Genomic DNA, 25606 nt, shown 5'->3' with positions numbered 1-25606 from the left:
CGCGCGGCGTAGGGTGGTTGCGGTAAACGTCTCTAGCGAAAGGAGTCCCGCAGGCTCGTGAGCACCGACCACCCTATCCCGCAACGCCCCAGCACCACCCAGTTGCTGACCGCCTTTAATACCGCCTCCGTGCGTTGGCCCGGTGCCCTACGCGCGGCCTTGGCGCTGCTGCTTCCCGGCGCCTTCGCCCTGCTCACCGGCCACGACTACGCCATCCTGCTGCTGGCCACCGGCGCCTTCGCCGTGATTTTCGGCGAGGGCCACCCCTTTCGCACCCGCCCCCGCGTCATCCTTACCGCCGGCCTGGCCCTGACCACCGTCGCGACCGTGGGCGTGCTGGTCGGCCACCTGATTTTCGTCCCCGGGCACGGGCACTGGTGGCTGCTGCTCGCCGGTCTCTATTCCCTCCTGCTCGCCGCGCTGTGCGGCTTTACCCAGAACGCGCTGCGCCTGCCACCGCCGGGCGCTTTCTTTCTCGTCTTGGTCGGCGGCGGCTCGGTGATGCTGGCGCGGACGGATACGAGCGTCGGCCAGCTATTCTTCTGGTCCCTGACCGGCGTGCTGGCCAGCCTGATTCTGGGTATGGCGCCCGCGCTCATTGATGTGCACGGCCCCGAGCGCCGCGCCGTCGCCGCCCTGGAAAAAGCCACCGCTGCGTTTGTCTCCGGCGAGGATGATTCCCTCGCGCGCCACCACCAGGCCCAAACGGCGCTCTCAACGGCCTGGCAAGCGCTTGCCGATGCCGGCATTATCCGCGGCGGCCGCATCATCAACTCCGCCGCCGCAGGCCTGGTGGATCGCACCTTGCAGGCCCAAAGGCGCATCGTCGCGCATAACCGCGCGCTGGACTTGGGTTCTTCCTCCGATCTGCTGACTGATTACGCCACCGATGTGGATCCGCACCGCACCGCCATCCCGCACACCCGCCCCACCGGCCGCTACCGCATCTACCGCGCCGCGGTGCGGGATTCGCATGCCATGGTGACCACACAAAAGATCGTGGTCTCCGCCGCTATTACCACGGTGGTCAGCCTGTCATTAGGTTTTGACCGCCCGGACTGGGGCGTGGTCTCCGCCTTCCTCATGCTGCAGTGGGGGCCAGACCACGTCGCCGGCACCGTCCGCGGCATCCACCGCATGCTCGGTTCCATCGTCGGCGTCATGCTGTTTTCTATCTTCCACTACTTCGGCGTGTCCGGGTGGAGCCTGCTGCTAGCCCTCGCCGCCTGCCAATTCTGCGCAGAAATTTTCGTGGCCAAGAACTACGCCATCTGCGTCATCTTCTCCACCCCGCTCGCGCTCCTGATGGGCAATTCCGCGCAGCGCCCCCTCTGGCCCACCATCCAGGCGCGCATCAGCGAGGTCCTCATCTCCATCATCGTGGCCACCATCGTGCTGTGGTTCTGGCAGCGCTCCGCGCCCGTCCGCAACCAGCACCGCCTGCAAACCCGCGCCATGGAATCCATGTCCACCCTGCTCGGGCTGCTGTTTATCAATACCCCCGAAGAGGTCCTCGCCAGCCGCCGCGACCTGCAATACGAGTTGTTATCCGAGCGCCGCGCCATCCAATCCCTCGCCGCCGATAACCCCGCCACCGCCCGCGAATTGTGGCAGCGGCACATCGCCATCCAGCACGCGGGGTATTTCTTGCTCGACTATTGCTCCACGCACCCGTTTAGGATGGCAAGCAGGGAGGAGCTAGATGGCATCGTCAAGCAGATTCACGCCGCGCATTCCCAAACGCGCTAGCTTGTGGAATGCGTCGCGGTACTGAACAATTGAAGCCACTACCCCTCGCCGAGCTAAGGACACCGTGACTTCTTCCTCCCGCGCCTACAAGCGCTCCCTCGAACCGCACGATAAGGGCAGCGCCGTCGGGCTCTACCCGCACAATATGCACCCCGGGCTGGTGCCCGGCATCAGCGTTGAGGACCAACGCAACCGCTTCGGCCTGGATAAATCGCTATTTTCCATCACCGCCGTACTCATCGTGGCCTTCATTATGTGGGGCATTACCATGCCCGATAACCTGGCCGCCGCCTCCTCCACTGCCTTTAACTGGGCCATTACCAATACCGGATGGCTGCTGAATATCACCATGCTGCTAGCCACCGTGGCTATGGCCTATATCGGGTTCTCTCGCCTCGGCCGCATCAAGCTCGGCACGGATACGGAAACGCCCGAATTCAGCTACTTCAGCTGGGTAGCGATGGTGTTTGGCGCCGGCATCGGCGTCGGCATCTTCTTCTACGGGCCCTCCGAGCCGCTATCGCACTACCTCAGCCCTCCCCCGCACACCGTGGATAACGGCAGCTCCGTCGAGGCACTGCACCAAGCCATGGCCCAATCGCACTTCCACTGGGGCATTTCCCCGTGGGCAGCCTATGCTTTGGTTGGCGCCGCGATTGCCTATTCCTCCTACCGGCGCGGGCGCGTTCCCCTCATCTCTTCCATCTTCCAGCCGCTGTTCGGCTCCCGCGCCACGGACGGCCCGCTGGGCAAGCTTATCGATGTCATGGCGCTTATCGCCACCCTCTTCGGCACCGCCGCTACCTTGGGGCTTTCCGCTATTCAAATCGGCCAGGGCGTCAGCATCATTCGCGGCGCAGACCCCATGACCAATTCCGCGCTCATCATCGTCATCGCCGTGTTGGGCTGCGCATTTATTATCTCCGCGGTCTCCGGAGTCGCGCGTGGCGTGCGCTACCTGTCCAATATCAATATCACCTTGACCTTGGGGCTTATTGCCTTCGTTTTCTTGGTCGGGCCCACCCTATTGCTGCTGAACCTGATTCCTTCGGGCATCGTGACCTATATCGATCAATTCCTGCCCATGATGGCCAAGGGTTTGTCCTGGGGCGATGAGACCATTGAATTCCAGTCTTACTGGACGGCGTTCTACTGGGCCTGGTGGATTGCGTGGACGCCGTTTGTGGGCATGTTCGTCGCCCGCATCTCCCGCGGCCGCACGATTCGCGAATTCGCCGCGGTGACCATCTTCGCCCCCACCGCCATCTTGGCGCTGGCCTTTACCATCTTTGGCGGTACCGCCATCACCTTTAACCAGGACGGCGTCGAGAGCTTCGACGGTGAATCCTCCAATGAGCAGGTGCTCTTTTCGATGTTCCAAGACCTCCCCCTTGGCAGCATCACCCCATTTATACTTTTGGTCATCCTCTCGGTATTCTTTGTCACCTCGGCCGACTCCGCCTCCGTGGTCATGGGCACCATGTCCTCCAAGGGTGACCCAACCCCGAATAAGCTCATCGTCATCTTTTGGGGCCTGTGCATGATGGGCATCGCCATCGTCATGCTGCTGACCGGCGGCGAAGACGTGCTCACTGGCCTACAAAACCTCACCATCCTGGCCGCCCTGCCCTTCTGCCTCGTGCTGCTGACCATGATGGTGGCATTCATCAAGGATCTGCGCTCTGATCCGATGTTCATCCGCCGCACCTATGCCCGTTCGGCGATGGACAATGCGGTCATGCGCGGCATCGCAGAGCATGGCGATGAATTCGAGTTCACCGTCCAGCACGCCGAGGACGGACGCGGGGCCGGGCATGACTTCGATTCCGCCGCGGACCGCTATACCGAGTGGTACCAACGCACCGACGAAGAAGGCCGAAACGTCGACTATGACTTCGAAACCGGTAAATGGTCCGATGGATACGACCCAGAGGATAAGGAGAAATAATGGGCCTTCCCAGCGATGTCGTCCTCAATGGCTACACCCTCATCGAGCAACACGAGATTGACCACGAATTCTTATTGCGCGGCTCGCCACTTAGCACGAACACTCCCCTGCTCTTCGCTGCCACCATCGCCGGCATCGCGCTCGTGGCCGCCAGCTTATTTCTCCGCGGGCGCGGGCGGGTCATCGCCGGTGTGCTGGGCGCGGTGCTCGCAGTCAGCAAGCTGTGGTGGATGCCCTTCGCCTTGGCACGGCACTTCGATGACGGCCAGGTCTTTGGCTATACGCTCAAGTACTTCCCGCAGTACTGGCCGGTAGCCTCCATCATTGTCGGCGCCATCGCGCTCATCGGCCTCGGCTCTGCCGTTATCCGCCGGCATTAACATTATTTCTGCACGCCGGCGGCCTCGCGCATGGCCTTAGTCTGCGCGGAAGGGTGCTCGTTTTCGGTGGCCAGGCGCTCGAAAGCCACGGCGGCGAGCGCCGCCGCTTGCATGCCGAGCACGGAGTCATCAAAACGCATCATCGGCGAGTGATTCCACTCGCGCTGGTTCTCGGGCGTCGAAGGATTGGCCGTGCCCATCCACATAAACGTGCCCGGCACTTGGGAAAGAACATAGCCGAAGTCCTCAGAGGCCATCATCGGGGCCTCGAAAGGCTGCATGTTTTCCGCGCCAAACATCTGCCCCCACAGCGTGGCAGCGAATTGATTCTCCCGCGGGTTCGTCTTGGTCGTGGGATACAGCACCTCGAAATCCACCTGCGCGGTGCACCGGTGCGAGGCAGCCACCGAGCTAGAGACCTCGGTGATCATTTGGCGGACGGTGTCGATCTTTTCGTCGCGAAGCACGCGCACCGTCGCCCCCAGCGCCGCGCGATCCGGAATGGCGTTATACGCACCATTGCCCGCCCATAGGTTGGTCACGGTGATCACGATGGGCTCCAGCGCGTCGAAGCGGCGCGTCAGCGCGGTCTGCAGTGCCATCTGGATTTCCGCCAGCGCCGCGACGGGGTCGATGGCATCGTGCGGGCGGGACCCGTGCCCGCCCTTGCCCAGCACCGTAATGGTCAGGTTGGACGAGCTCGCCATCATCGGCCCGGGAACATAGTGGAACGTGCCCCGGTCCTGCGGGCCCACGTGCAGGCCGTAGGCGGCGATTGGGCGTCGGCCAGCGGCATCGAGCACGCCTTCCTCAATCATCGGCTGCGCACCGCCCGGGCCTTCCTCGCCGGGCTGGAACATAAAGGTGACATCGCCATGCAGCTCCTCGCGGTGCTCACACAGCATGCGCGCGGCCCCAATCAGCCCCGCCGTATGCAGGTCGTGGCCGCAGGCGTGCATGTATTCATTAATCGACGCAAAGGGGCTGCCGGTCTGCTCATGCACCTCCAGCGCGTCCATGTCCGCGCGCAACAGCACCGAAACCGGCCGCTCGCCGCGCTTGCCGCCGCGCAGCACCGCCACCACGGAGCTGAGATCCTGCCCCACATGAATCTCCAGAGGCAGGCCCTCGAGTGCTTCAAGGACCTTTTTCTGGGTGCGCGGCAGGTGCAGCCCAATTTCCGGGTGGCGGTGCAAATCGCGGCGAATTTCTTGCAGGTCCTCCACCATGTTTTCGCCCATGTCCTGGAAAATCTCCGTCGCCGGTTGTTTGCCGATGCGCGCCCTTGTCACCGGCAGCGGCGGCAACTCCTGCGCTTGGCGCGGGACGGACTTACGGCCGGGGTGGTTGGGGCGGACAATTTTCGTGGGATCAGTCATGTGGGCTCCTTTACTCGCTGTCGTATTCGACAATACCGCAGGTTATCCACAGGGTGAATGGACGGCGAGGCGTCAGGTGTGACGCGTGGGGCGAGTTATCCACAGGCGGGGCGTCGCGGGCTTTCGTGCGGGTGGACGGTGGCTTAACCTCGCAGGCATGACCCGCTTGCAGGACTACGCCCGCCAATTAACCTCGCCGATGGAGCTTCTCGGCGAGGTCTTCGGCCTTGCCGAGGCGGACCTGCGGCGGCTTGGCATTTCCCGGCAGGAATCGCGCGAATTGCTGCTGCTTGCCGATGCCTACTTCGGCCCCACCTCCTTTACCCGCCGCCAGCGCACGTGCCGGGCGACGAAGCACTGCTTAACCACGCTCAAGTTGATTGAAAAATACGTCTCCCGCACTAAGACGAAGCGGGATGCGTGGGCGCTGCGGGCAGAGTTGTGTGGGGCTTCGGGGGACATCGACAAGCTGGCGCGCACCCGGCTCAAGGAAATGTATCCTCCCCGCCAGCCCCAGCGCGGGGTGCGCATGACCCGGCGCAAGGGCGGGCCCTCCACGCTGTCTATTACCGGCGATTCCGATTTCATCGCCGACCTGCTCTCCACCATTGGGGAGGATTCCCCGCTCGAGGCCGTCGACCGCATCTTCTTCCGCGGTGGTGCCACGCGCCCGGTGGCTAGCACCAATATCGTCATCCACCTCGATGAGCTGGATGAGATATTAAATGGTGGCGGCGAAGAGGTCACGCTGCAGATGACCAATGGTGCCGAAATTTCCGGGGCCAAGTTGGTGGAGAAAAAGCTTGCCGAGGTTGGACTTGTCACCCTCATCCATCCCTTCGAGGGCCCGGTCAACCTCTATAGGACCTCGCGGTTCGCCTCTGAAAAGCAGCGGCTGATGGCCGCTGCCGAAAACCCCTCCTGCCCGTGGGCGGAGTGCAATTATCCGGCCGATAAATGCCAAGTCCACCATCTCCAGGCGTGGAAGCACGGCGGCGAGACGAATATGGACAACCTGACCATTGCTTGCCCCTATCACAACGGCGTCAACGACGATGACCCGCACGCCCCGCCGGTGCGCGGCCGCCTGCATCGACACCGCGGCCGCATCGAATGGCTTCCGCCCTGGGCCTCGCCACCCAGCTAGGTGCCGCCTTTACTTGATTCGATTGAGCCGGGCCCGAGCAGTTCTGCGGTTCCTAAGTAAGTGGCACCTTTTCCTACCGTTGCTCTTCTCATTGCCGCCGATAGCAACCGCTGGTTTAGCGGTTGCCGGTTTGGCATGCCATAAGCCTTCTACCCTGTGGCCCGTATGCTGTGAGACCCGTGCGCCGTAAGGCTTGTGCACCGTGGGAACCGAATGCCAAGAGACTCGGCCACCATGGGATCTAGGGGCCCTGGGATCTTTGTGCCGGGAGAACGGTGCACCGGGAGACCCTGTGCCGACGGTGCGTTGTGGTGTGCCTCCATCGCTGGGTGCTAAGTCAGGGCCTTGGCGTGGTGGTAGATGTTCGCGAGCGACCAGTGGTTAGCTGGGTAGGAGGTTTTAGGCTTCGAGGAGGCTGCGGCCGAAATAATCGGATTCATTGGTGATGCCGGGAAGCGCATAGAAGTAGCCGCCGCCGTAGGGGCGGATATAATCAGCCAGCGGTTCGCCTTCGAGGCGTTTTTGCACCGTAATGAATTGTCGTTCCAGGTCCTGCTGGAAGGAGATGAAGACCAGCCCCACGTCGAGCGTGCCGTTATCGCGCACGCCGTTGTCGTAATTATAAGCGCGGCGCAGCATCAACTGGTCAGCGGTTTCTGGGGTGCGGGGGTTGGCTAGGCGGATGTGGGCATCGGTGGGAATGACATCACCGGTGGCATCATCGAGGTAATCTGGTTCGGCGTGCTCATCGCCGCCCGACAACGGGCCGCCAGTAGTGCGGTCGCGACCGAAGATTTGCTCCTGCTCGGCAATGGAAATGCGATCCCAAAACTCGGTGTACATCGCGATAAGCCGCACCGCCATATAGCTGCCGCCCGCGGCCCAGTCGGGCTCATCCGAACCTGCCCACACGAGCGAATCATAATCATCGGGCCCAGGATTGACGATGCCATCCTTAAACCCCAAATGATTGCGCTGCGTACCCGATGGCCGCGGGGAATTCATATAACCATTCTGCCGCCAACGCACTGCCACATCGCCGCGAGTATGGCGCAACATATCGCGCAGCGCATGCAGAACGGTATCGCGCTCATCGGCGCAAATCTGTAAGGCGAGGTCGCCGTGGCATTCTTCTTCTTGCAGGGTGTCATCGGCAAATGCTTCCATCGCGCTCAAGTGAACGGGCTTGTGGGCGGCGAGGCCGAAGCGGTCATCAAAAAGCGAATCGCCCACCGCGAGGGTGATAGATAAGTGATCTGCCGGAAGCTCGGGCCCCAGCTCGCCCGAATCCATCGCCGGGAAAGCAATGCCATCGGGCGCGGGCGTGCCACCAGCGGTTAAGATGCGCGCCCTTTCACTTAGCGTGCGCAGGATCTTGTCCAAGCGGGCTTTTGTCTTGACCTGCACGTCCAGCGCCACTATTTCCGAGTACTTCTGCGGAGAATTGATGATGCCTTGCTGGTGTTCGCCGTGGAAATCCAGCGCGCCCGGCCGATCCAGAGAGTCGGTGGATTCCAGCGGAAGCGAGGTGGGCTCGGCTCCTGCTCTCGGGGCTGCGCCGACGGCCGCGGAGGCGGCGAGGCCAGACAAAAAGGAGCGGCGGGAAAAGTTAAACGGGCACGGCACTAGTTCATCCTCCGGATAACGGTCATGGTGGCAACCGGGGCGAGCAGCTCATTCGCCTTGGCGACGCCCGCCTGCAAGCGCAAGCGGTCCTCCTGCGGCCAGTCCGCAAAAGCGACGCTAGACGCACCACCGTATTTATCGTCGAATTCCTCAGCAAGGGCGTCCAAGTCCGCGAGCTGATCGTAGATGGGAGCGGTGTCTAAACCGCGATCCTCGACCAAGGAGCGCACGGGATCCAACGTCACCCGCGTCGATGTAATAACCCCGCGCAGGGCGGCAGGCAGGGCATGGGCGCCGAAATCGCGCTCGCCGCGCAAATCAAAACGTTCGAACTCCTCCATCACCTCATGCGCGCGCAGCCCATAATCCGGGGCGGGGATGGCGAAATGGGCGGTATCGAGGGCGTGGGCGGTTTTATCGGTGGCATCGGCAAGCGCGGTGGCGGGCAGGGCGGCATCGCTAGGCGGGCGATTGGACCACAGGATGCGCTCGATGTCTTCGTAACCCTCCAAATCCGGGCCCGGCCACTCCGCGCTGGAATCGTCGAAGGAACGGTAATACTCCAGGTAGTCGAGGTAGGCGGCTTTGGCGGCGGAGCGGGAGGAGGAGGTGGCATCGGCAAGCGCATGCGCGCGCTTTTGCAGCTCCGGCACGCGCTCTTTCTGGTTTTCTGCCTGCTTGATGGACACCGCGGCAACCTCGTGATCCGTAATGGGAACCATCTTGGGCGCGTTGCTCACCGTGGACCCCGTTACCGTGAAGGCGTCCGACTCCACGGCGGAGTCGTTGTGAAATACGCAGGTCAGGTGGTAGGTTCCGTCCTCCAGCTGCGGGTTCCACTCGCGGACAGCGGGGGTGCCGACGCGCTCGAGAACCTGGTAGGCATTGCCCTTTTCATCGGAAACGTAGACCGTGAGGGCAAGCCCGGTGGTGTTATTGATCTTCCATTTCGCCTCGCCCTGCACGTCCTCAGGCGCCGGGCAGGAATACACGTCGCGCACGGCGAGCTCGCGCGTGGGTTGCTCGTCGCTGTGCCCGGCGAGCCTCGCCTGGGCAGCCGTTTGCGGGATGGAAAGCCCAACGGCGAGCGCGAATGCGGTGGCGAAACGGGAAATCTTCATAAATTAGAATGGCAGGTTCTTCAAATCAAGGCCGGGGTGGCCGCTCATGAACCAGCCGATGATGCCGGCGGCGATGCCCAGTGCGGCGAGGATGCCGATGATGCCTGCCTTGGAGGAACCGGATGCGGCGTGGTTGGTGTCCGGCTGCTGGGCCTTATCCAGCGTGGTCACGGCAGGAACGCCCTGCTCGGTAACCTTGGTGTCATTCATGCCATCGACAACCGGCTTCAGGTTGGTGCCAGCGCGCGAGGTGTCATCCACGCGCTCGACGGAGTCATAATCCTCCGCCACCGTGCCATCGGTTTCGTTGAGGAAGAGCTTCGGGGCCTTCTCCGCGGCGGCGAAGTCGAACATGCCGGTGAGCTCACCCGCGCGATCATCGAAGGAATCGCCGCCCAAGCGGCCCAGGCCCCAGTTGTCCTGGATGAACTTGGTCACCGAGGTCTGCTCGGTATAGGTGGAATCGATGTGGTTGGTCTTGGCGTAGGGAGATACAACCAGCAGCGGCTGGCGGGTGCCGGGTCCGCACTGGCCGTTCTTATCGCCCTTGATGCCTACCTTTGCGGCAGCGGCGGTGCAGATTTCCTTATCCTGGTGCGGGTCGGCGGAACCATTAAGGATTTCCGGCGCCTTGTGGTCGTACCAGCCATCGGAATCGTCGTAAGCGATGACGACTGCGGTGGAATCCCACTCCGGGGAGTTCTGCAGCTCGTTGATGTAGTGGGTGATAAACGCCTGCTCATCCAGCGGGTTGGAGTAGCCGGCGTGGCCATCCTGATAGTTGGCGGCCTTGAGGAAGGACACGGAGGGCAGGTTGCCCTGCTCGATGGCGGTATCGAAGTCCGCGAGATCGTACTGGTGGTTTGCCTGGTCGGTCTTGCCAATCATGTCATCGCTGGACGGGGCCAGGTGGTGCGGGTTGGCGGTAGACGCGTAGTACTGGAACGGCTCGTGGTGAGGGTTGTAATCCGTCTGGTTCTGACCGGTCAGCGTGGTGTGCGAAGAACCGCAGCGGGCGCGGGAGTCCTTCGTCGCCTCATCGGTGGGGCGGAATCCGCCTTGGAACCAGCCCCAGGTGACGTCCTTATCGTTGAGCTGGTCACCGATGTTCTTGGAGTGCATCGCGGTGACTTGGTTGGTACCGGCGGAGGACTTATTGGAGCAGTCATCGAAAAGCGGGTCCGGGTCGCCCACCACGGTGGCGGTGCTGCCGTCCTCGGATACGCCGGCTAGGGCGTGGTTCTTGCCATCCTCGATTTTCTGCTGGTCGCCCGTGGCTGGGTCGTGCATGGTGGCATCCGCAACGGTGCCGGAAACCAGGTTCAGCGCTCCCGGGGTGGAGGGGCCGAAGATGGTGGAAAAGCTGTTGTCATTTAGCGCGAAGTTCTGCGCGTAGTTCCACATGCCGGTCACGGTATTGCCGTCGTAGTATCCCATGGTCATGCCGGGGGTGGCGTACGAGCCTTCGCCATACTTATCGATGTCCGTGGACACCGTCTCCGGGAACTTGTCCATCTTGCCGCCGTTGTAGGCTTCCTGCTCATCGGCGTAATGGTGGTTCTGGTCCGTGGTTACGGCGTGTTCGGGAGCGATGCGGAAGGGCTTGATGGAGTTGGGGTTCTTCTCCCCCAGCAGGTCAGTATTTTCGAGGTTTTCTGCCCGCGGGGTGTCGTCCTTGGCGGTGAATTTGGGGGCGGGCTTCTCGCTGCCCTGGAGTTTCTCGTCGTCGTTATTTGCGGCGTGTGGGTAGGTGCCAAAGTAGTGGTCGAAGGAAATGTTTTCGGAGTAAATGACCACGACGTGATCGATGGGGGTCTTGGTTTCGGCCTGCGCGATGCCGGGAACCAGAGAGGTTGTAGCAGCAGCTGCAGCGCACACTGCCACAGCGCGAGAGCGAAGCTTCATCTTATTTTCCGCCTTAAGTCGAGTGAAACAAAGAGGGAGAAAGTGGCTGTGGCTCGCCGAAGAGTCATCGGTCGCTTTCGAATCGAAATTAAACGCCGCCCACCTATAAACCGCAAATACTCAAAAAGGGCATTCCTAGTCTCAGGAATGCCCTATAGGTGCAGCTCAACGTCGCTTTTAGGCGGCGGCCACCGCGGAGATTGTTAACTGAAAGTTAAGGTACTATTACGCTGCGCTTTCCAGTGCTTAGTCGTCCCCGTCGGTCGACAGCGCCGCCACGAAGGCCTCCTGCGGCACCGACACGGAGCCCAAGGTCTTCATGCGCTTTTTACCCGCCTTCTGCTTTTCCAGCAGCTTGCGCTTACGCGAGATATCGCCGCCGTAGCACTTGGCCAGCACGTCCTTGCGCATGGCGCGGATGTTTTCGCGGGCGATAACCTTGGTACCAATGGCCGCCTGGACGGGGACCTCGAATTGCTGGCGTGGAATCAATTCCTTTAGCTTCTTGGTCATCTTATTGCCGTACCACTGGGCGGAATCGCGGTGGATAATGGCGGAGAAGGCATCGACCGGGTCACCGTTGAGGAGGATATCCACTTTGACTAGGTCCGATTGTTGCTCGCCGGCCTCCTCGTAGTTGAGCGAGGCGTAACCCTTGGTGCGGGATTTCAACATGTCGAAGAAGTCGAAGATGATCTCACCCAAGGGCATGGTGTAGCGCAGCTCCACGCGGTCTTCGGACAGGTAATCCATCCCACCCATCTGGCCGCGCTTGGATTGGCATAGCTCCATGGTCGGGCCGACGAACTGCTCGGGCACGATGACGGTCATGGAAACAATGGGCTCGTAGACCTCATTGAGCTTGCCTTCCGGCCAGTCCGAAGGGTTGTGAACCCAGCTTTCCTCGCCGTCTTCTGCCACCACGCGGTAGGTCACGGACGGGGCGGTAGAAATCAGGTCGAGGCCGAACTCGCGTTCCAGACGGTCGCGGGTGATCTCCATGTGCAGCAGGCCCAAGAAACCGCAGCGGAAGCCGAAGCCCAGGGCGACGGAGGTCTCGGGCTCGAACGTCAAGGAGGCATCGTTAAGCTGCAGCTTTTCCAGCGCATCGCGCAGGTCGGGAAAATCGGCCTGGGAGATGGGGAAAAGCCCGGAATAGACCATCGGCTCAGGGTCCTTATAGCCCTTGAGCGGGGTTTCGGCGCCGCCGTGGGACCAGGTGACGGTATCGCCCACCTTGGTCTCGCGCACGTCCTTCACGCCGGTAATGAGGTAGCCCACCTCGCCAGGGCCTAGGCCCTCGCACTTTTGCATCGTGGGCGAGACGATGCCGATTTCCAGCAGCTCGTGGTTGACGTTGGTGGACATCATCGTCACCTTCTGGCGCGGGGTGAGCTTGCCATCCACCATGCGGATATAGGTCACCACGCCGCGGTAAGTGTCATAGACGGAGTCAAAAATCATCGCGCGCGCGGGCGCATCGGGCTCGTACTCCGAGGACGGCGGCGGCACCAACTCGCAGACCTTATCGAGCAGCTCAACCACGCCTTCACCGGTCTTGCCCGATACCTTCAGCACTTCCTCGGGCTCGCAGCCGATGATATTGGCGATTTCCAGCGCGTACTTATCTGGGTCCGCCGCGGGAAGGTCGATCTTATTGAGCACCGGGATGATTTCCAGGTCATTTTCCATCGCCAAGTACAGGTTGGCGAGGGTTTGGGCTTCGATGCCTTGGGCGGCATCGACAAGCAGGATGGCGCCCTCACACGCCTCGAGCGCGCGGGAGACCTCATAGGTAAAGTCCACGTGGCCGGGGGTGTCGATCATCTGCATGACGATTTGCTCGCCTGCCGATGCCCCCGATTGCGGCACCCACGGCAGGCGCACGTTCTGCGCCTTAATAGTAATGCCGCGTTCACGCTCGATATCCATATTATCGAGGAACTGGTCACGCATATCGCGCTCCGCAACCACCTTAGATAGCTGCAGGATGCGGTCTGCCAGCGTCGACTTTCCGTGGTCGATGTGAGCAATAATGCAGAAGTTACGGATCCGGGAGGGATCCGTAAACGTCGTGGCCGCAAAGTTTTCAGACATACGTCTACAATAGTCGACATGAATTCCGGCATGCTCACCCGTCTGCGCGAGGCGCTCGGAATCAGCGAGCGCGAGCCCGTGGACTCCGGCCTCAACCGCATCAACTCCCAGTTAGGGCTGGACAGGTCCACCCAGAGCCACGAGCCGCGCAAGGCCGCCTCCATCCAGGTCGAGGCCACCGCGGCGCACCCCCGTTCCATCTTCTTCTCCCCCGATATGGATGGCCAGGCCGATTCCGGCGAGGTGGTGTGGGTGTGGACGCCTTCGGAAGGCAAGCAGTCCCCTCCCCGCGAGCGCGCCATCTTGGTGGTCGGGCGCACCCGCACCACCGTGACGGGCCTGCTCATTTCCGCCAATCCGGAGCATGCGCTTGACGATGCCTGGCTCGAAATCGGTTGCGGCGAATGGGACGCCTCTGGGCGCAATTGCTGGGTGCGCTTGGACCGTTTATTGGAGGTTTCCGAGGAGCAGGTGCGCCGCCAGGGCATCCTTTTTCCAGAACGCAGGTTCGAACGGATTGCCAACCGCTTGCGCTCGCGCTATCACTGGGCGTAGTTCAGCGGCGCGGCGCCCGCAGACTTGGCTGGTGCGCGGTTGCGCTGCTACTATGTGCAAGTTACTTACTTTCCGGGCGCGTTGGTCGGGGCGGGCAGGACCTTGGGTTCGCTCTTCGAATACCAGCGCCGAGCGCTCTCCTCGTTCTTAGCGAGGGGCTTCGCGGGACACGTCCGGCGGGTTTGTTTCTGAATCAATCATCTTCGATTATCAAGAGGTATTTTCATGGCTAATATCAAGTCCAAGCAGAAGCGCGTTCTGACCAACGAGAAGTCTCGTCAGCGCAACAAGAGCGTGCGTTCTGCGGTTCGCACCGAGATCCGCAAGTTCCGTGCGGCCGTAGAGGCTGGCGACAAGGCTGCAGCAGAAAAGCAGCTGCGCGTTGCTTCCCGTGCACTGGATAAGTCCGTTTCCAAGGGCGTCTTCCACCGCAACGCTGCTGCTAACAAGAAGTCCGGTTTGGCCACCGCCTTCAACAAGATGGACTAGTAACTAGCCTTCTTGTCTCCCCCCGAGCAAAGCGCTGCCTGTGTGCAGCGGCTTGTTCGGGGGATTTTTATTGCGCCGGTTTTGTTGCGTCGGATGGACCTAGGCTAGGTCATCGTCGAAGTAAGCCTCGAAGATCTTGCCCGCATCCGCGTAGGCCACCGACAAGGATGTACGGCCATGGGTTTCCACGAAAGTCTGGATGGCGGTTTGAAACTGCGTGTGGATGATATTGACCGTCGGAATGAGCCTAGGATCCGAGGCCTTCCACCCTTCGCGCGCTTGCAATGCCCGGCGGATGTGCATCATGACGCGTTCGTTTCGCCGCCAATACATGGACAATAACTTCCCGTCTTGGGAAAGCGCCTGGGCGGTCAATTGGGAAATCTCCGGAAAGTGATCGTTGCCCACGGCGTGATCAAATTCCGCATTCGCCATGATCGCAGAATCCTCCCGCAGGCTACCCGTGGGCAGGCCAGCGGCGAAGTTCTGCAATTGCTGGTCGAACTTTTCCGAAACCTCCGGGCCCAGAACCGCCGATTCCTTATCCTTGACGTAGTTAAAAAGGGTGCGCCGCGATATCCCTACGTCTTGTGCAAGCGTTTCCATGGTGAACCCGTCATACCCGTGGTCAATGACGAGCCGCAGTGCTGCGACGCGGATTTCTGAAATGCGCGGCATACTCTCTCCCCTCTTTCCCACGACCCCGTGGGAAACCCAACTATTCAATCCCCTTAAACATGAGATTTTTCTTCACCTTATAGTCTTTCTCCCCGCCAAGAAAAACCGACCCTTGCTAGGCTTCCCTAACCACCACAAAGCGCTGAGGTTCCCGCATGTCAACGCGGAATTCTCGGCCCGTAGACAGTCAACCGCAGGGATATTTTGCGCCGAAGCGCCGGCACATGTGAGCACGCAGGACGCGCGGCACAGGAAGGCAGGGGCGCTGGGCTTCTCCCGCGAGCGGGTGCTAGCGCCGGAAGCAGGGCCCAGGCAGCTCTCCCCATGCAGGCCGATACCCTTCAGCACGCCGAAGTACACCTTTATGGGCTAATATGTTCGAAAGGGTGATGGTGTTCGTGTCTGCGGGGGCGGCTAAGATAAGTCACCAATGAACAACGTCAAGCCTCTGGTGAAATGGGCCGGCGGGAAACGCCAGCTCTTGCCGCATATTCACGCCGCCCTGCCCGCTGGGACGCCGCGGCGTTATTATGAACCCTTCATCGGCGGCGGCGCGGTTTTATTTTCGCTCACCCCGGCCTCAGCGCGGGTCAATGACCTCAACTCGGAGCTGATTAATTTATATGAGGTAGTGCGCGAGGGCGTCGACGAGCTCATCAGCCTGGTTTCGACCTATCCGAATGACGCGGACTTTTTCTACCAGCTGCGCGCGGTGGACCGGGATACGGAACGGTTCGCGGCGCTTTCTGCCACCGAGCGCGCCGCGCGGACGCTGTATCTGAATAAGACCTGCTATAACGGCCTGTACCGGGTAAATTCCGCGGGGCAATTCAATGCGCCTTTTGGCCGTTATAAGAACCCTACAATTTGTGATGCGGATACGCTGCGCGGGGTCCATCAGTATTTTCGGGACAATGACATTACCTTCACGCAAGGCGATTTCGCCGCGGCGGTGGCAGGTGCTGGTGAGGGAGACTTTGTCTATTTCGATCCGCCTTATGACCCAGTCAACGTCACCAGCTCCTTTACCGGTTATCAAAAGGGCGGTTTTGACCGCGAAGAGCAAGAGCGCCTCAAGGCGGTATGCGATGATCTCGATGCCCGCGGCGTGAAATTCCTCCTGTCCAATTCCGCCACGGAGTTCATCCGCGACCTCTACGCGGATTTTTCCATCGATACCGTTTCGGCCACCCGCGCCATCAATTCCGTGGGATCGCGCCGCGGCAAGGTAGATGAAGTGCTCGTGCGCAACTACGAGGTGGGCCATGAGTAAAGCACCGAGCACCCAGGAGCAGCGGGAGCTTCGCGCACTGTTCGATGTCCCAGAGGGCGAAAAGCTTGGCCTCGATGATTGGGGATGGCTGCGCATCATGGCCGCAGGGTGTGGCGAGCAGCTGGAAGAAAAAGGATACTTCTACCTCACGGCCAAGGAGCTAAAAGAGCTTTCCGGCCGGGAACCGCGGCTGATGGCCAAGCACGATTTTTCTACCTCGCGCCCGTGGATTTTCAAGGAATTGGGGCTTGGGATCCTCCCGGTCAGCCGCAGCGAATACTTCGTTGGGCCGTTGGACCTGTACGAACGGTTCCCGGAGCCCACCCACGCCGGGGCGGGTTCTGTGCGCACATTAGACATGCCCGCGGGCCTTGACACCCTCGATATCGAAAGCGTGAACTCGGAATCGATGGCGTTAAATGTGGCATCGGCAAGCGGCATGCTCGAGCACTTCTTGGAATGCGAACCATTGCAGGCCACCGTCGCCGGGCGCATGTCGTCGCTGGACATGGCGATTCCGGTGCCAGAGCTGGGGCTGGAAGTTAAGGTCGACCGCGCGCAGATGGAAATCGACGGCGGCTTCGAATCGCTCGAGCATTTGGTGCTGGTGGAGGCGAAAAATCACATCTCCGAAGATTTCAATATCCGGCAATTGTATTTTCCGTACCGGCGCTTCCAGCAGTGGCTATCTAAAGCCGTGGTGCCCGTGTTTTTGGTCTACTCGAATGGGATTTTCCACCTGTATCGGTACGATTTCAGTGATCCCGCGGATTTTCGCAGCATCGCGCTGGTAGATCACGCCCGCTACGCGCTTAGCGCTTCGCACCTCAGCGTGGAGGATGCGCTGGGCATCATTGGCTCCGTCGATGCCGAGCCGGAGCCGGCGGGGATTCCCTTCCCGCAGGCCAATAGTTTTGAGCGCGTGGTCAACCTGGTGGAGCTCATCGCGCAGCAGCCGATGAGCAAGGAGGAAATTGCGGAGCAGTACGACTTCCATCTGCGCCAGGCAGACTATTACGCCAATGCGGCCTGCTACCTCGGGTTGCTGGCGCTTGCCGATGGTCACTATCAGCTCACCCCTCGCGGCGAAAAGGCCATCGCACAGCCGCGACGCGATGGGCGCAACGCTGCCCTGCTGCGCGCGTTGGCGGCGCGGCAAGTATTCCGGCAGGCGCTGGAAATGAGCCTGCAGCGCGGGACGGTGGCCGAGACGCACGAAATTGCGGCGGCGATAGAAGGGCTCGGCCTGGGCGCTGCCACGGCGAGGCGGCGGGCCTCGACGGTGGCGCGATGGATACAGTGGGCACTGGATGTGGTGGCAGAGGGCGATCCGGAAACCCTGCCGGGGCTTTAAGCCACGAGTTGCTGGACGCCGGCGACCACGAGCGCGAGGCCGGCAACGATGAAGAACAGGCCCGATCCGATATCGATCCACGGGCCCGCGGCGATGAGCTTGCGGCGCACCGCATTCGTGGAAATCACCGTGGCCACCACCAGGAAGAAGGCGAAAGCCGATAATGCCAACGCCAGGGTCAGCGCGATGGCCAGCCACAACGGTGGAGATGCCGGCAGCTGCGGGGCAATCATAGCGGCGAGGAAAAGCACGATCTTCGGGTTAGACAGGTTCGTTGCCAGCCCCATTTTGAACGAGTGGCGCAGCCGGCCTAGCTTGGCCTCGGCGTCCTCCAGATCAACGGGTGGGTTGGTGCGCTGTTCGAGGCCACTGCGCAGCGCCCGCCACCCCATGAAAACGAGGAAGCTGCCGCCGATGGCCTGGACCGCGCCTAAGATTCCGGGGAAGGCGGTCAGGAGGGCGGCTGCGCCAAAGACCGTAGCACCGCACCAAAACAACACGCCGATTTGAATGCCCGCGGCCGCAGCGATGGCATGGCGGCGCGACTTGGTGGCGTAGCGAGTGACCAGAATGATATCTGGGCCTGGGGAGGCTACGCCCACCAGGTTCATCAGAAGGATAGTGAAAAAAGAAGTCCAGCTCACTGCGCGGACTCGCCTTCCAAGCGCCCGAGGAGATCCTCGCGGCCAAACATGCGGGCTGAATCGATGGCGGTTGGTTGCCCGGCGGTAGCGGAGGCGCCGGCGTTTAGGAGGGCATCAATAATCGCGTCTTCTTTTTTGAAGATCGCACCTGCCAGGGGCGATTGGCCGCGATCATTGAGCAAGTTTACGTCGGCACCGGCCTCTGCTAGCGCGGCAACGAGATCTGCGTGGCCGTGGTAGGCGGCAAGCATGAGAAAAGACTGGCCGTCTTGGTTGACCAGATTGATATTGACGCCTTGATTAATATAGTCCAGCAGATCCGGGTTTCCCTCCCGCGCCATGTCAAAGAGCCGACCGGCGAATTCTTGCACTTGTTCCTCAGACATGGACTCTAGCTTAACGTGCCAATTCCGCGACTCGTTTTACGGCCGCCTCAACGGCGAATTCGGGCTCACCACCTTGGCCTTTAACGGCGGCGTCCAGTTCGGAGACGAGGATGACGGCGGCGGTGATGGCATCAGCTGTCCAGCGCCTAGCCACCGGCTGGGTCATTTTCACCACATACGGGGCAAGCCCTGTTTGGCTGGAAAGTGTGTACTGGTCCCCGCGGGCGGAATACAGGCGCGCGACGGCCCCGACCTTATTGGCCAAAGCCGCAGCGATGGCCACGGGGCTGGCTCCGAGCTGGAGGGCGCGTCGGCAGGTGGAAACGGCAGCCTCGACGCGGCCGGCGACGGCGGCATCGGCAATGTCCCAGTTGGCTACCTCGGCCACGCCGACATAATAATTGCGCACCGCTTCCTGCGTGACATTGCCACCCGTATCGGCCACGAGCTGGGAAATGGCGGAGGCAAGTTCGCGGAGGTCGGAGCCGACGCCGTCGAGAACAGCGTGCACGACGTCCGGAGTGGGGCGAACACCGTGGGAAGCAAACTCGCGGGTGGCCCATTGGCCCAACTCATTGGGGTAGAGCGAAAAGACCTCGTGCACCTCCGCAATCTTGCGGAGTTTCGCCACCAGCTCCGGCGCCTTCTTCTTTTTCTTCAGAGTCTTTGCGGCCACGGAATAGACCACCACCATGGTCATGCCCGGCGCGGGATTGGCGCAGGCGCGCAAGATGATATCGACCACCTCTTTCCCGGCGCGTTCACAGTCCGTGATGACGATGACGCGGTTATCGCCAAACAGCGACGGGCTGGTGGCCTCTAAGATTTCGCCCTCGGATACCTCGGAAGCCTTGAGAGTCATCAATTCGGGGCGATTGCCTTCGCCTTCGGTCGCGGCCTTGTGGATAGTGTGGCGGGCGCGTTCGGTGAGGAATTCATCGTCGCCGAGAATGAGGTGTACGGGAGGCATGCCCATCATTTTAGCGCTAGGCGGCAAACACACCCAGACAAGCGATAACCCCCGCCAAGGTCAGCCATGGCCGGTGATAGAGCAGCCCGGCGATGACCCATCCATATGCGAGAAGCGTAAATAGCGGGTGGGCGGTGATGGTGACCACGGGCAGGCTGGCCACGCCGTGGGCGATGGTATTGATCCACCACGCTGCGGGTTCGATGAGTTTTAATAATCCCGCGGCGATAATGCTCAAGGGGCCTAGCTGCGCGGCGATGGCCGCGAGCAGCCCTACCACGGTAATGGGTGCGGTGGCGGGCGCTACTAGGACATTGGCGAGGACCGAGACGACGGATACCTCGCCGGACATGAGGGCGATAAGCGGCAGAGTGAGGATATCGGCGGCAATCGCCACCGCGATAGCGCGCAGAAAGATGGCGGGCCAGCCGGTGACCGCTAGATGGGAATAAATAAGCGGGCTTAGCATGACGATGCCGAAGGTCGCCGCGCACGATAGCGCGAAGCCAAAATGCACCGCGAGGTCCGAATCCACGAAAAGGAGGGTGAGGATGCCGAGGCTGAGCGCGTGGATGGGTTCCATGGTGGAAGAGTGCAGCACCGCGAGCAGGCCTACTACCCCGGCGACGGCTGCGCGCTGCACCGACGGTTCAAGTCCCACCAAGATGACATAGGTGGCTAGCGCGGCCAAGGACACCGCCACCCTAGTGCGCGGTCCGGCGGCACACGCGGCGCAAACGATGGCGGCGAAGGAACAGACGATGGCCACATTGGCACCAGACACTGCGCTGAGGTGCGATAGCCCGGTATCGATGTAGAGTTCGCGCTCGGCGGGGCTTTGCAGGGAGGTATCGCCAAGCACCATGCCTGGGATGAGCCCCTGGCTACTCGGGCCTACCGCCTCTAGTACGACCGCGCGGAAGTTATCAGCCACCTGGGCGGCCCAGCCGGCCAAGCCCGAAGGGGGCGCGTCGATACGCAGATGGGAGGCGTTGGCTATCACGGTTCCCACTCCGGGTTGGTCGGACTCGGAAAGCTGTACCGCGGCCGTGACCTGCGTTCCTGCGGGTGCGCTAAGCGGCTCGGGGCTAAAGACCGGAAGCTGCGCGGGGTAGCCTGGGACATCGAGCCGGATGAACCAACCGCCGGTGCTCGTTTGGGTCGGCGCGGTGACCACGCGGCCGGTAATCTCGCGGCCGAAATCGAAGGCGGCCGCTCGCGCCTGCCGCACGGCGGCTACGAAGGCGGCGGCGCTGGCGAGCACGCCGCAAAAAATAGCTTGGCCCCAGTGCCGAGCGAGCAGGCATATTCCTACGACACTGCCGATGCACGCCACGGCCCACCCCTGCCCGAAAACCAGCACCGCGATGACCGCCACCCATGCGGTCAGGGCGCCGGGCAGCAGACGGAGTTCTTTCATCGCGGCGTGGCCTCTTCTGCCTACAGCTGCACGTCATCTTTGAGCTTGGCAAACTTGGCAGGCCCAATCCCGCTGACCTCGAGGAGTTCCTCGACGTCCTTAAATCCCCCGCGCTCTTCGCGGAAGGAGACGATGGCTTCCGCGGTGACCTCCCCTACCCCGCTGAGATCCGTGAGTTCGGCGGCCGTGGCGGAATTCAGGCTGACTTTATCGCCGCCGGAGGGTGCTGCGCTGGGGGCATCGGCAAGCGCGGGGTCGGGCGGGGCGCCTTGGGGCAGGACGTGGAGCTGCTGGCCATCGGCAAGCCGCTGCGCTTGGTTGAGCGTCATGGTCTCCGCCTCCGGCAGGGGTGTGGCTGCGGCGAGGGCATCGGCGACGCGGGCGCCGGGCTCGAGGGTCTTCAGGCCGGGCGCTGCGACCTCGCCGACGACGGATACGACGATTTCGCTAGCCTCCGCGCTGGGCTCGGCGGTGGTACTGCCCATCGCTGCGGGCTCGGGCATGCCGGACTCATCCGAATTACGGGAGCTCAGGCCCAGCCAAATAATGACGCCCACCACCACCATGATGGCTACCGCGCACGCCTGCCAGCGGCTGATGCGCACGCGCGGGCGCGGGTAATCGACGCGGAGGAGTTCTTCCTCGCCGGTGGGTTGGGTAAATTCGCGGAGTCGTTCGCTGATTTTGGGAGACGCCATAGCTCACAGGCTAGGAAGCCCCCGCGTGCGGTGCGGGGATGTGGGCGGAGGTGCTGTGGATAAGTCGTTGCGGGACGCAACCAAACGGGCTGAGGCGGGGCGGTTATCCACAATCAGGGGCCCACAGGCCGGCCAGCTTCGCGCGTGCGTGCGAGGGCCTAGGAGCTAAATACGGCAGATACCCCAATGGCGGAGGGGCCGGCGTGCACAGCGAGCACCTCAGTTAGGGGCGTGGTGATAAAGGACGTGCCTTCTGGCAGGGCATCGCGCAAGAGGCCCTGCAGCTTGTCCGCCGCCTCGCCAGCCTGGTTGTACTGAATGGCGATGAAGGCGGGCTCCCCGGTAGCGCGGGCGGCGATGATCTCTACCACCTTGGTGAAAGCCTTGGTTTGCGTGCGGGTTTTTCCCACCAGCTCCAGCTTGCCGTCCACGATGGACATAATCGGCTTGGTGGCTAAAAGCGCGGTGGACAGCATGGCGGTGGCCGCGGACATGCGGCCCGAGCGACGCATGTCCTCCGTGGAATGCAGGTACACCCAGGTAGCCGCGCGCTCGATGCTATCTAGCGCCGCCGCGTGGCATTCTTCCAGCGCTGCGCCGTGTGCCGCCTTGGTGGCAGCCGCCATCGCCGCCGCACCCATGACCATGCCGGCCGAGCCGGAATCGATAACGCGCACCGTATCAGGAAAAACCCCTGCCGCAGCCACCGCCGCCGACCACGTAGATGAAAGCTCCTTGGACAGGTGGATGGCGATCACGCCATCATCCTGTGCCTTTTCCATTTCCCGGCCGTAGGCCGCGGCCAATTCGAGGGAGGACAGACCCGAGGTGGTGCGCAGTTTTCCGCCCTTGTCCTCGCTATCCATCACGTGCAGGTCAATGACGGTGATATCGAGTTCTGCAGCAATCTCTGGGGGCAGGCTGGCCGCGGAGTCAGTAATGACGCGAACGGTCACTAGGTATCTGCCCCTCCATCACCGGTGACCTCGCCCCCCATATTCCACCCGTCGAAGTACCACTGCGCGCTCGCCACCGTCTCTGGCGTGAATTCCAGGGAGGTCACGGGGGTTTCCGGGTTGAAATCCGGGCGGGCGGTCAGCTGCGACCAGTGGGTATTTTTCAGGCCGGATAAAATGCCGTACTGGCCGTGATCCAAGCCCAACAGGTGGCACGTGAGCGCGGAGATTGCACCACCGTGGGCGACGATGAGCACGGCGCCGTCATCCCAGCCGGAAAATTCCTGCATGAGCTCGTCGATGACCGGACGAGCCCGCCGCGCCACATCTACGCGGGACTCGCCCTCCGGCGGGGCCCAAGTGGGATCGTGGCGCCAGATGGCGCGGGCGCCGGGAAATTCCGCATCCACTTCGGCCGAGCTCTTGCCCTGCCACTGCCCCAGATTGGTCTCGCGCAGGCGAGGGTCCGTAGAAAAGTCTAAGCCGAGCGATTCTGCCACCACCCGCGCGGTTTCTCGCGCGCGCTGCAAATCGGAGGCGACGATTTTTACCACGCCCTGATCCCGGAGCAGGCGCGCGGCGGCGCGGGCCTGTTCATAGCCGACATCGGAAAGCTCAGTATCCAAGTGGCCCTGCATGCGGCCGGAGGCATTGTAGGTGGTTTGTCCGTGGCGGATCAGAATCAGGCGGCGGCTCATGGTGGGGTTAAAGCTCCTCGTCCTCGCCAGGGGCCTTTTGCGCCAATGGCAGCTCATCAATGGAATCCACGGTGCGCGGATTGACGCCATTGGTCCAATCGCCGGGGCGCTCGGGAGGCTCAATGCCCTCGATCTCCACCAAGGGGCAATCGTGGTAGAGGCGGTCGAGCCCATAGTGCTCGCGCTGGTCCGTGCGCTGCACGTGGATGACGATATTGCCATAATCCAGAAGCACCCAGCGGTTTTCGCGGTTGCCCTCGCGGCGCTGCGGCTCGAAGCCCTGGGCCGTCATCTGGTCCTCCACCTCATCCACGATGGAGCCGACCTGGCGCTCATTATCGGCAGAAGCCAGCACGAAAACCTCGGTGATGGCAAGGACATCGGAGACATCAATTGCCGCGATATTGCTTGCTAGCTTGTCCTGTGCGGCGTGCGCCGCGGTTGCCGCCATGCGGCGGGCGAGATCAGAAATAGACAATGTATAAAAATTCCCTTTTCGCGTCTGGTGAGGAAGTGTCTTTTAGCTGTCTATTCTTGCACGTTCGGCGCGATTGTGCCCAAACTTGAACTATAAAGGTTTATCCGGCTGCGCAGAGTACAGGTTATTTTTGGTGATGTATTGCACCACCCCATCCGGAACCAGGTACCACACCGGGCGGTTTTGGGCGGCGCGCTCGCGGCAATCCGTAGAAGAAATGGCCATAGCAGGGATATCGATGAGGTTGATATCTTCCCGCGAGCCGGCCGGCAGCATATCCGTGCTCAGCTCGTAGCCCGGGCGTGTAACGCCCACGAAGTGCGCCATGTCCAGCATCTCTTCCCAGTTATGCCAGCTCATGATGGATTGTAGGGAATCCGCACCGGTGATGAAGTAGAACTCGGCGCCCGGGAAAAGCTCGCGCAGATCGCGCAGGGTATCGATGGTATAGGTAGGGCCCTTGCGGTCGATGTCCACGCGGGAGACGGTAAAGCGCGGGTTGGAGGCCGTTGCCACCATGGTCATCAAATACCGGTGCTCCGCGGCGGTGACCTCGCGGGAGGATTTCTGCCACGGCTGGCCGGTGGGAACGAAGACTACGGTATCGAGGGCAAAGCGGTGCGCCGCCTCGCTAGCGGCGACCAGGTGGCCATTGTGGATTGGATCAAAGGTGCCGCCCATGATCCCAATGCGCTGGGAATTGGTCATGGCTGGAGAGTATAGCCGCTACCCTGCTAGGGAGTTAAGCCAGCCAGCCACGGTATCGGCCACGCGGGCATTGTCCTGTTCCACTGCCGCATCGCCCTTGCTATCGCGGAAATACGAAGCGTGGTGGGCGGCCTTGGTGGCCAAGGCATCTTTGGCATTGCGCAGGCTGAGATCGCAGACGAAGTCGCCGGCAAGGCAATAATCGATGCGACGATCGGCCGGCAGTGCGGCACTATGAGGAATGAGATATCGCGGAATCGGCCCGGCCATGCCGCCGGGACGCCGCAAGGGATTGCCCAGGTAGATCGCCCCGGCGAGCTTGTCCTGGGAGGCGAGGTAACGCTCCGCGCTGGTGGCGATAATCGCTCCCTGCGAATACCCGGCGGTGATATAGCGCGGGCTGCAGCCCGTTTCCTGTTCGTACTGCTCCACCACGCGCGGCGCGTTACTCATGCCGCTGCGCAGGCTCTGCACAAAGCCGACGGTGACCTGATAGACCAGCTCATGCAAGGGGTGTTCCAGCAGCACCCCACCAAGGCGGCGCATCAGCTGCAGCGGGCGGAGGTTTTCACCCTCTTGGGCCAGCGGTGGCAGGTTCATCGAGGCGGGATAAGCATCCGCATCCAGCGCCAGCACGTAGGCATTATCCATGGTGCCGGGGTGGCGTTGTTCTACCAAGTGGAAGAGCGCGGCAAGGTTGGGGCCTTCATAGCCATTGGATTCCGCGCCCTGTTCCGAGTAGCGCTGCGGGCCGAAGTACTCGCCGTGCTCTTCGTTTTGGTCCGAGCCGCGCGCGGCAAGGAAGACGTAATCGGGGCAGGTTTCGGCCTGTGGGTGGGGCTGCCCCGCCGCCGCGACAGGGGCGAGCATAGACGCGCCAAGCGCCGCCGTGGCGGCGATAGTTACGAAACCAGCGGCGGCGCGAGAGCGAGAGAAAAGACGCATAT

Annotated in this window: 24 protein-coding genes; 8 read left to right on the top strand and 16 right to left on the bottom strand. The window is 61.9% G+C overall.

Annotated elements, in window-relative coordinates:
• The first annotated feature begins 57 nt into the window (after positions 1-57).
• From HMPREF1261_RS06605 to HMPREF1261_RS06595, 3 genes are all read left to right on the top strand, one after another.
• The gene (locus HMPREF1261_RS06605) at positions 58-1749 is read left to right on the top strand and encodes an FUSC family protein (RefSeq protein WP_023030381.1); all 1692 of its coding nucleotides are present in this window, start codon (positions 58-60) and stop codon (positions 1747-1749) included.
• A gap of 145 nt (positions 1750-1894) precedes the next feature.
• Positions 1895-3697 (top strand): BCCT family transporter, encoded by a 1803-nt coding sequence (locus HMPREF1261_RS06600; protein ID WP_034658239.1) that lies wholly within the window; start codon positions 1895-1897, stop codon positions 3695-3697.
• Positions 3697-4077 (top strand): hypothetical protein, encoded by a 381-nt coding sequence (locus HMPREF1261_RS06595; protein ID WP_023030379.1) that lies wholly within the window; start codon positions 3697-3699, stop codon positions 4075-4077. The genes HMPREF1261_RS06600 and HMPREF1261_RS06595 overlap by 1 nt, the downstream gene beginning before the upstream one ends.
• Before the next feature lie 2 nt (positions 4078-4079).
• Here HMPREF1261_RS06595 and HMPREF1261_RS06590 read toward each other — a convergent pair whose 3' ends face one another.
• The gene (locus HMPREF1261_RS06590) at positions 4080-5456 is read right to left on the bottom strand and encodes a M20 family metallopeptidase (protein WP_023030378.1); all 1377 of its coding nucleotides are present in this window, start codon (positions 5454-5456) and stop codon (positions 4080-4082) included.
• Between the two features lie 157 nt (positions 5457-5613).
• On the opposite strand from HMPREF1261_RS06590, the gene HMPREF1261_RS06585 reads away from it, so the two are divergent.
• Positions 5614-6603 (top strand): HNH endonuclease signature motif containing protein, encoded by a 990-nt coding sequence (locus tag HMPREF1261_RS06585; RefSeq protein WP_023030377.1) that lies wholly within the window; start codon positions 5614-5616, stop codon positions 6601-6603.
• A 399-nt stretch (positions 6604-7002) separates the two neighbouring features.
• Here the strand turns inward: HMPREF1261_RS06585 and efeB are convergent, their stop codons facing one another.
• The 4 genes from efeB to lepA all read right to left on the bottom strand — a co-directional run bounded on the left by efeB (position 7003) and on the right by lepA (position 13352).
• Entirely contained in the window at positions 7003-8229 is a 1227-nt protein-coding gene (gene efeB / locus HMPREF1261_RS06580; RefSeq protein WP_023030376.1) for an iron uptake transporter deferrochelatase/peroxidase subunit, read from the bottom strand.
• Positions 8229-9350 (bottom strand): EfeM/EfeO family lipoprotein, encoded by a 1122-nt coding sequence (locus HMPREF1261_RS06575; RefSeq protein WP_023030375.1) that lies wholly within the window; start codon positions 9348-9350, stop codon positions 8229-8231. Before HMPREF1261_RS06575 ends, efeB begins: the two co-directional genes overlap by 1 nt.
• A gap of 3 nt (positions 9351-9353) precedes the next feature.
• Positions 9354-11255, bottom strand: a complete 1902-nt coding sequence (locus tag HMPREF1261_RS06570) for a phospholipase C (protein ID WP_023030374.1) — start codon at positions 11253-11255, stop codon at positions 9354-9356.
• A 246-nt stretch (positions 11256-11501) separates the two neighbouring features.
• Positions 11502-13352, bottom strand: a complete 1851-nt coding sequence (gene lepA, locus HMPREF1261_RS06565) for a translation elongation factor 4 (RefSeq protein WP_023030373.1) — start codon at positions 13350-13352, stop codon at positions 11502-11504.
• Between the two features lie 18 nt (positions 13353-13370).
• Between lepA and HMPREF1261_RS06560 the strand changes: the two genes are divergently transcribed.
• A complete protein-coding gene (locus tag HMPREF1261_RS06560; RefSeq protein ID WP_023017102.1) occupies positions 13371-13907 on the top strand; it encodes a type II toxin-antitoxin system PemK/MazF family toxin in 537 nt (178 codons plus the stop codon).
• A 225-nt stretch (positions 13908-14132) separates the two neighbouring features.
• The gene (gene rpsT, locus HMPREF1261_RS06555; protein ID WP_005278016.1) at positions 14133-14396 is read left to right on the top strand and encodes a 30S ribosomal protein S20; all 264 of its coding nucleotides are present in this window, start codon (positions 14133-14135) and stop codon (positions 14394-14396) included.
• 99 nt (positions 14397-14495) lie between these two features.
• Here rpsT and HMPREF1261_RS06550 read toward each other — a convergent pair whose 3' ends face one another.
• A complete protein-coding gene (locus HMPREF1261_RS06550; RefSeq protein ID WP_005278014.1) occupies positions 14496-15074 on the bottom strand; it encodes a TetR/AcrR family transcriptional regulator in 579 nt (192 codons plus the stop codon).
• A gap of 430 nt (positions 15075-15504) precedes the next feature.
• Here HMPREF1261_RS06550 and HMPREF1261_RS06545 point away from each other — a divergent pair, with 430 nt between their 5' ends.
• Positions 15505-16347: a DNA adenine methylase gene (locus tag HMPREF1261_RS06545; RefSeq protein ID WP_023030372.1), complete on the top strand. Its 843-nt coding sequence runs from the start codon at positions 15505-15507 to the stop codon at positions 16345-16347.
• Positions 16340-17701, top strand: coding sequence for a hypothetical protein (locus HMPREF1261_RS06540; RefSeq protein WP_023030371.1), 1362 nt, complete (start codon positions 16340-16342; stop codon positions 17699-17701). The genes HMPREF1261_RS06545 and HMPREF1261_RS06540 overlap by 8 nt, the downstream gene beginning before the upstream one ends.
• Here the strand turns inward: HMPREF1261_RS06540 and HMPREF1261_RS06535 are convergent.
• The 10 genes from HMPREF1261_RS06535 to HMPREF1261_RS06490 all read right to left on the bottom strand — a co-directional run bounded on the left by HMPREF1261_RS06535 (position 17698) and on the right by HMPREF1261_RS06490 (position 25604).
• Complete coding sequence (locus HMPREF1261_RS06535; RefSeq protein ID WP_005278005.1) at positions 17698-18345, bottom strand: LysE family translocator; 648 nt, start codon at positions 18343-18345, stop codon at positions 17698-17700. The two genes, HMPREF1261_RS06540 and HMPREF1261_RS06535, sit on opposite strands and share 4 nt — an antisense overlap.
• Complete coding sequence (locus HMPREF1261_RS06530) at positions 18342-18731, bottom strand: ankyrin repeat domain-containing protein (protein ID WP_034658145.1); 390 nt, start codon at positions 18729-18731, stop codon at positions 18342-18344. Before HMPREF1261_RS06530 ends, HMPREF1261_RS06535 begins: the two co-directional genes overlap by 4 nt.
• Positions 18732-18741: 10 nt before the next feature.
• The gene (gene holA / locus HMPREF1261_RS06525) at positions 18742-19710 is read right to left on the bottom strand and encodes a DNA polymerase III subunit delta (protein WP_023030369.1); all 969 of its coding nucleotides are present in this window, start codon (positions 19708-19710) and stop codon (positions 18742-18744) included.
• A 7-nt stretch (positions 19711-19717) separates the two neighbouring features.
• On the bottom strand, positions 19718-21121 hold the full coding sequence (locus tag HMPREF1261_RS06520; protein WP_023030368.1) for a ComEC/Rec2 family competence protein: 1404 nt from the start codon (positions 21119-21121) through the stop codon (positions 19718-19720).
• A gap of 20 nt (positions 21122-21141) precedes the next feature.
• Positions 21142-21819: a helix-hairpin-helix domain-containing protein gene (locus tag HMPREF1261_RS06515; RefSeq protein ID WP_005277997.1), complete on the bottom strand. Its 678-nt coding sequence runs from the start codon at positions 21817-21819 to the stop codon at positions 21142-21144.
• 158 nt (positions 21820-21977) lie between these two features.
• On the bottom strand, positions 21978-22775 hold the full coding sequence (locus HMPREF1261_RS06510; protein WP_005277994.1) for a DegV family protein: 798 nt from the start codon (positions 22773-22775) through the stop codon (positions 21978-21980).
• On the bottom strand, positions 22775-23473 hold the full coding sequence (locus tag HMPREF1261_RS06505; protein ID WP_005277992.1) for a histidine phosphatase family protein: 699 nt from the start codon (positions 23471-23473) through the stop codon (positions 22775-22777). The genes HMPREF1261_RS06510 and HMPREF1261_RS06505 overlap by 1 nt, the downstream gene beginning before the upstream one ends.
• A 7-nt stretch (positions 23474-23480) precedes the next feature.
• Positions 23481-23924 (bottom strand): ribosome silencing factor, encoded by a 444-nt coding sequence (gene rsfS / locus HMPREF1261_RS06500; RefSeq protein WP_005277990.1) that lies wholly within the window; start codon positions 23922-23924, stop codon positions 23481-23483.
• A gap of 117 nt (positions 23925-24041) precedes the next feature.
• A complete protein-coding gene (gene nadD, locus HMPREF1261_RS06495; RefSeq protein ID WP_005284339.1) occupies positions 24042-24659 on the bottom strand; it encodes a nicotinate-nucleotide adenylyltransferase in 618 nt (205 codons plus the stop codon).
• Between the two features lie 18 nt (positions 24660-24677).
• Entirely contained in the window at positions 24678-25604 is a 927-nt protein-coding gene (locus tag HMPREF1261_RS06490) for a cutinase family protein (protein ID WP_051142531.1), read from the bottom strand.
• Positions 25605-25606 lie beyond the last annotated feature (2 nt).

This window comes from Corynebacterium sp. KPL1818 (assembly GCF_000478135.1).
GTDB lineage: Bacteria > Actinomycetota > Actinomycetes > Mycobacteriales > Mycobacteriaceae > Corynebacterium > Corynebacterium accolens.
This window is presented reverse-complemented; position numbering and strand designations above follow the sequence as displayed.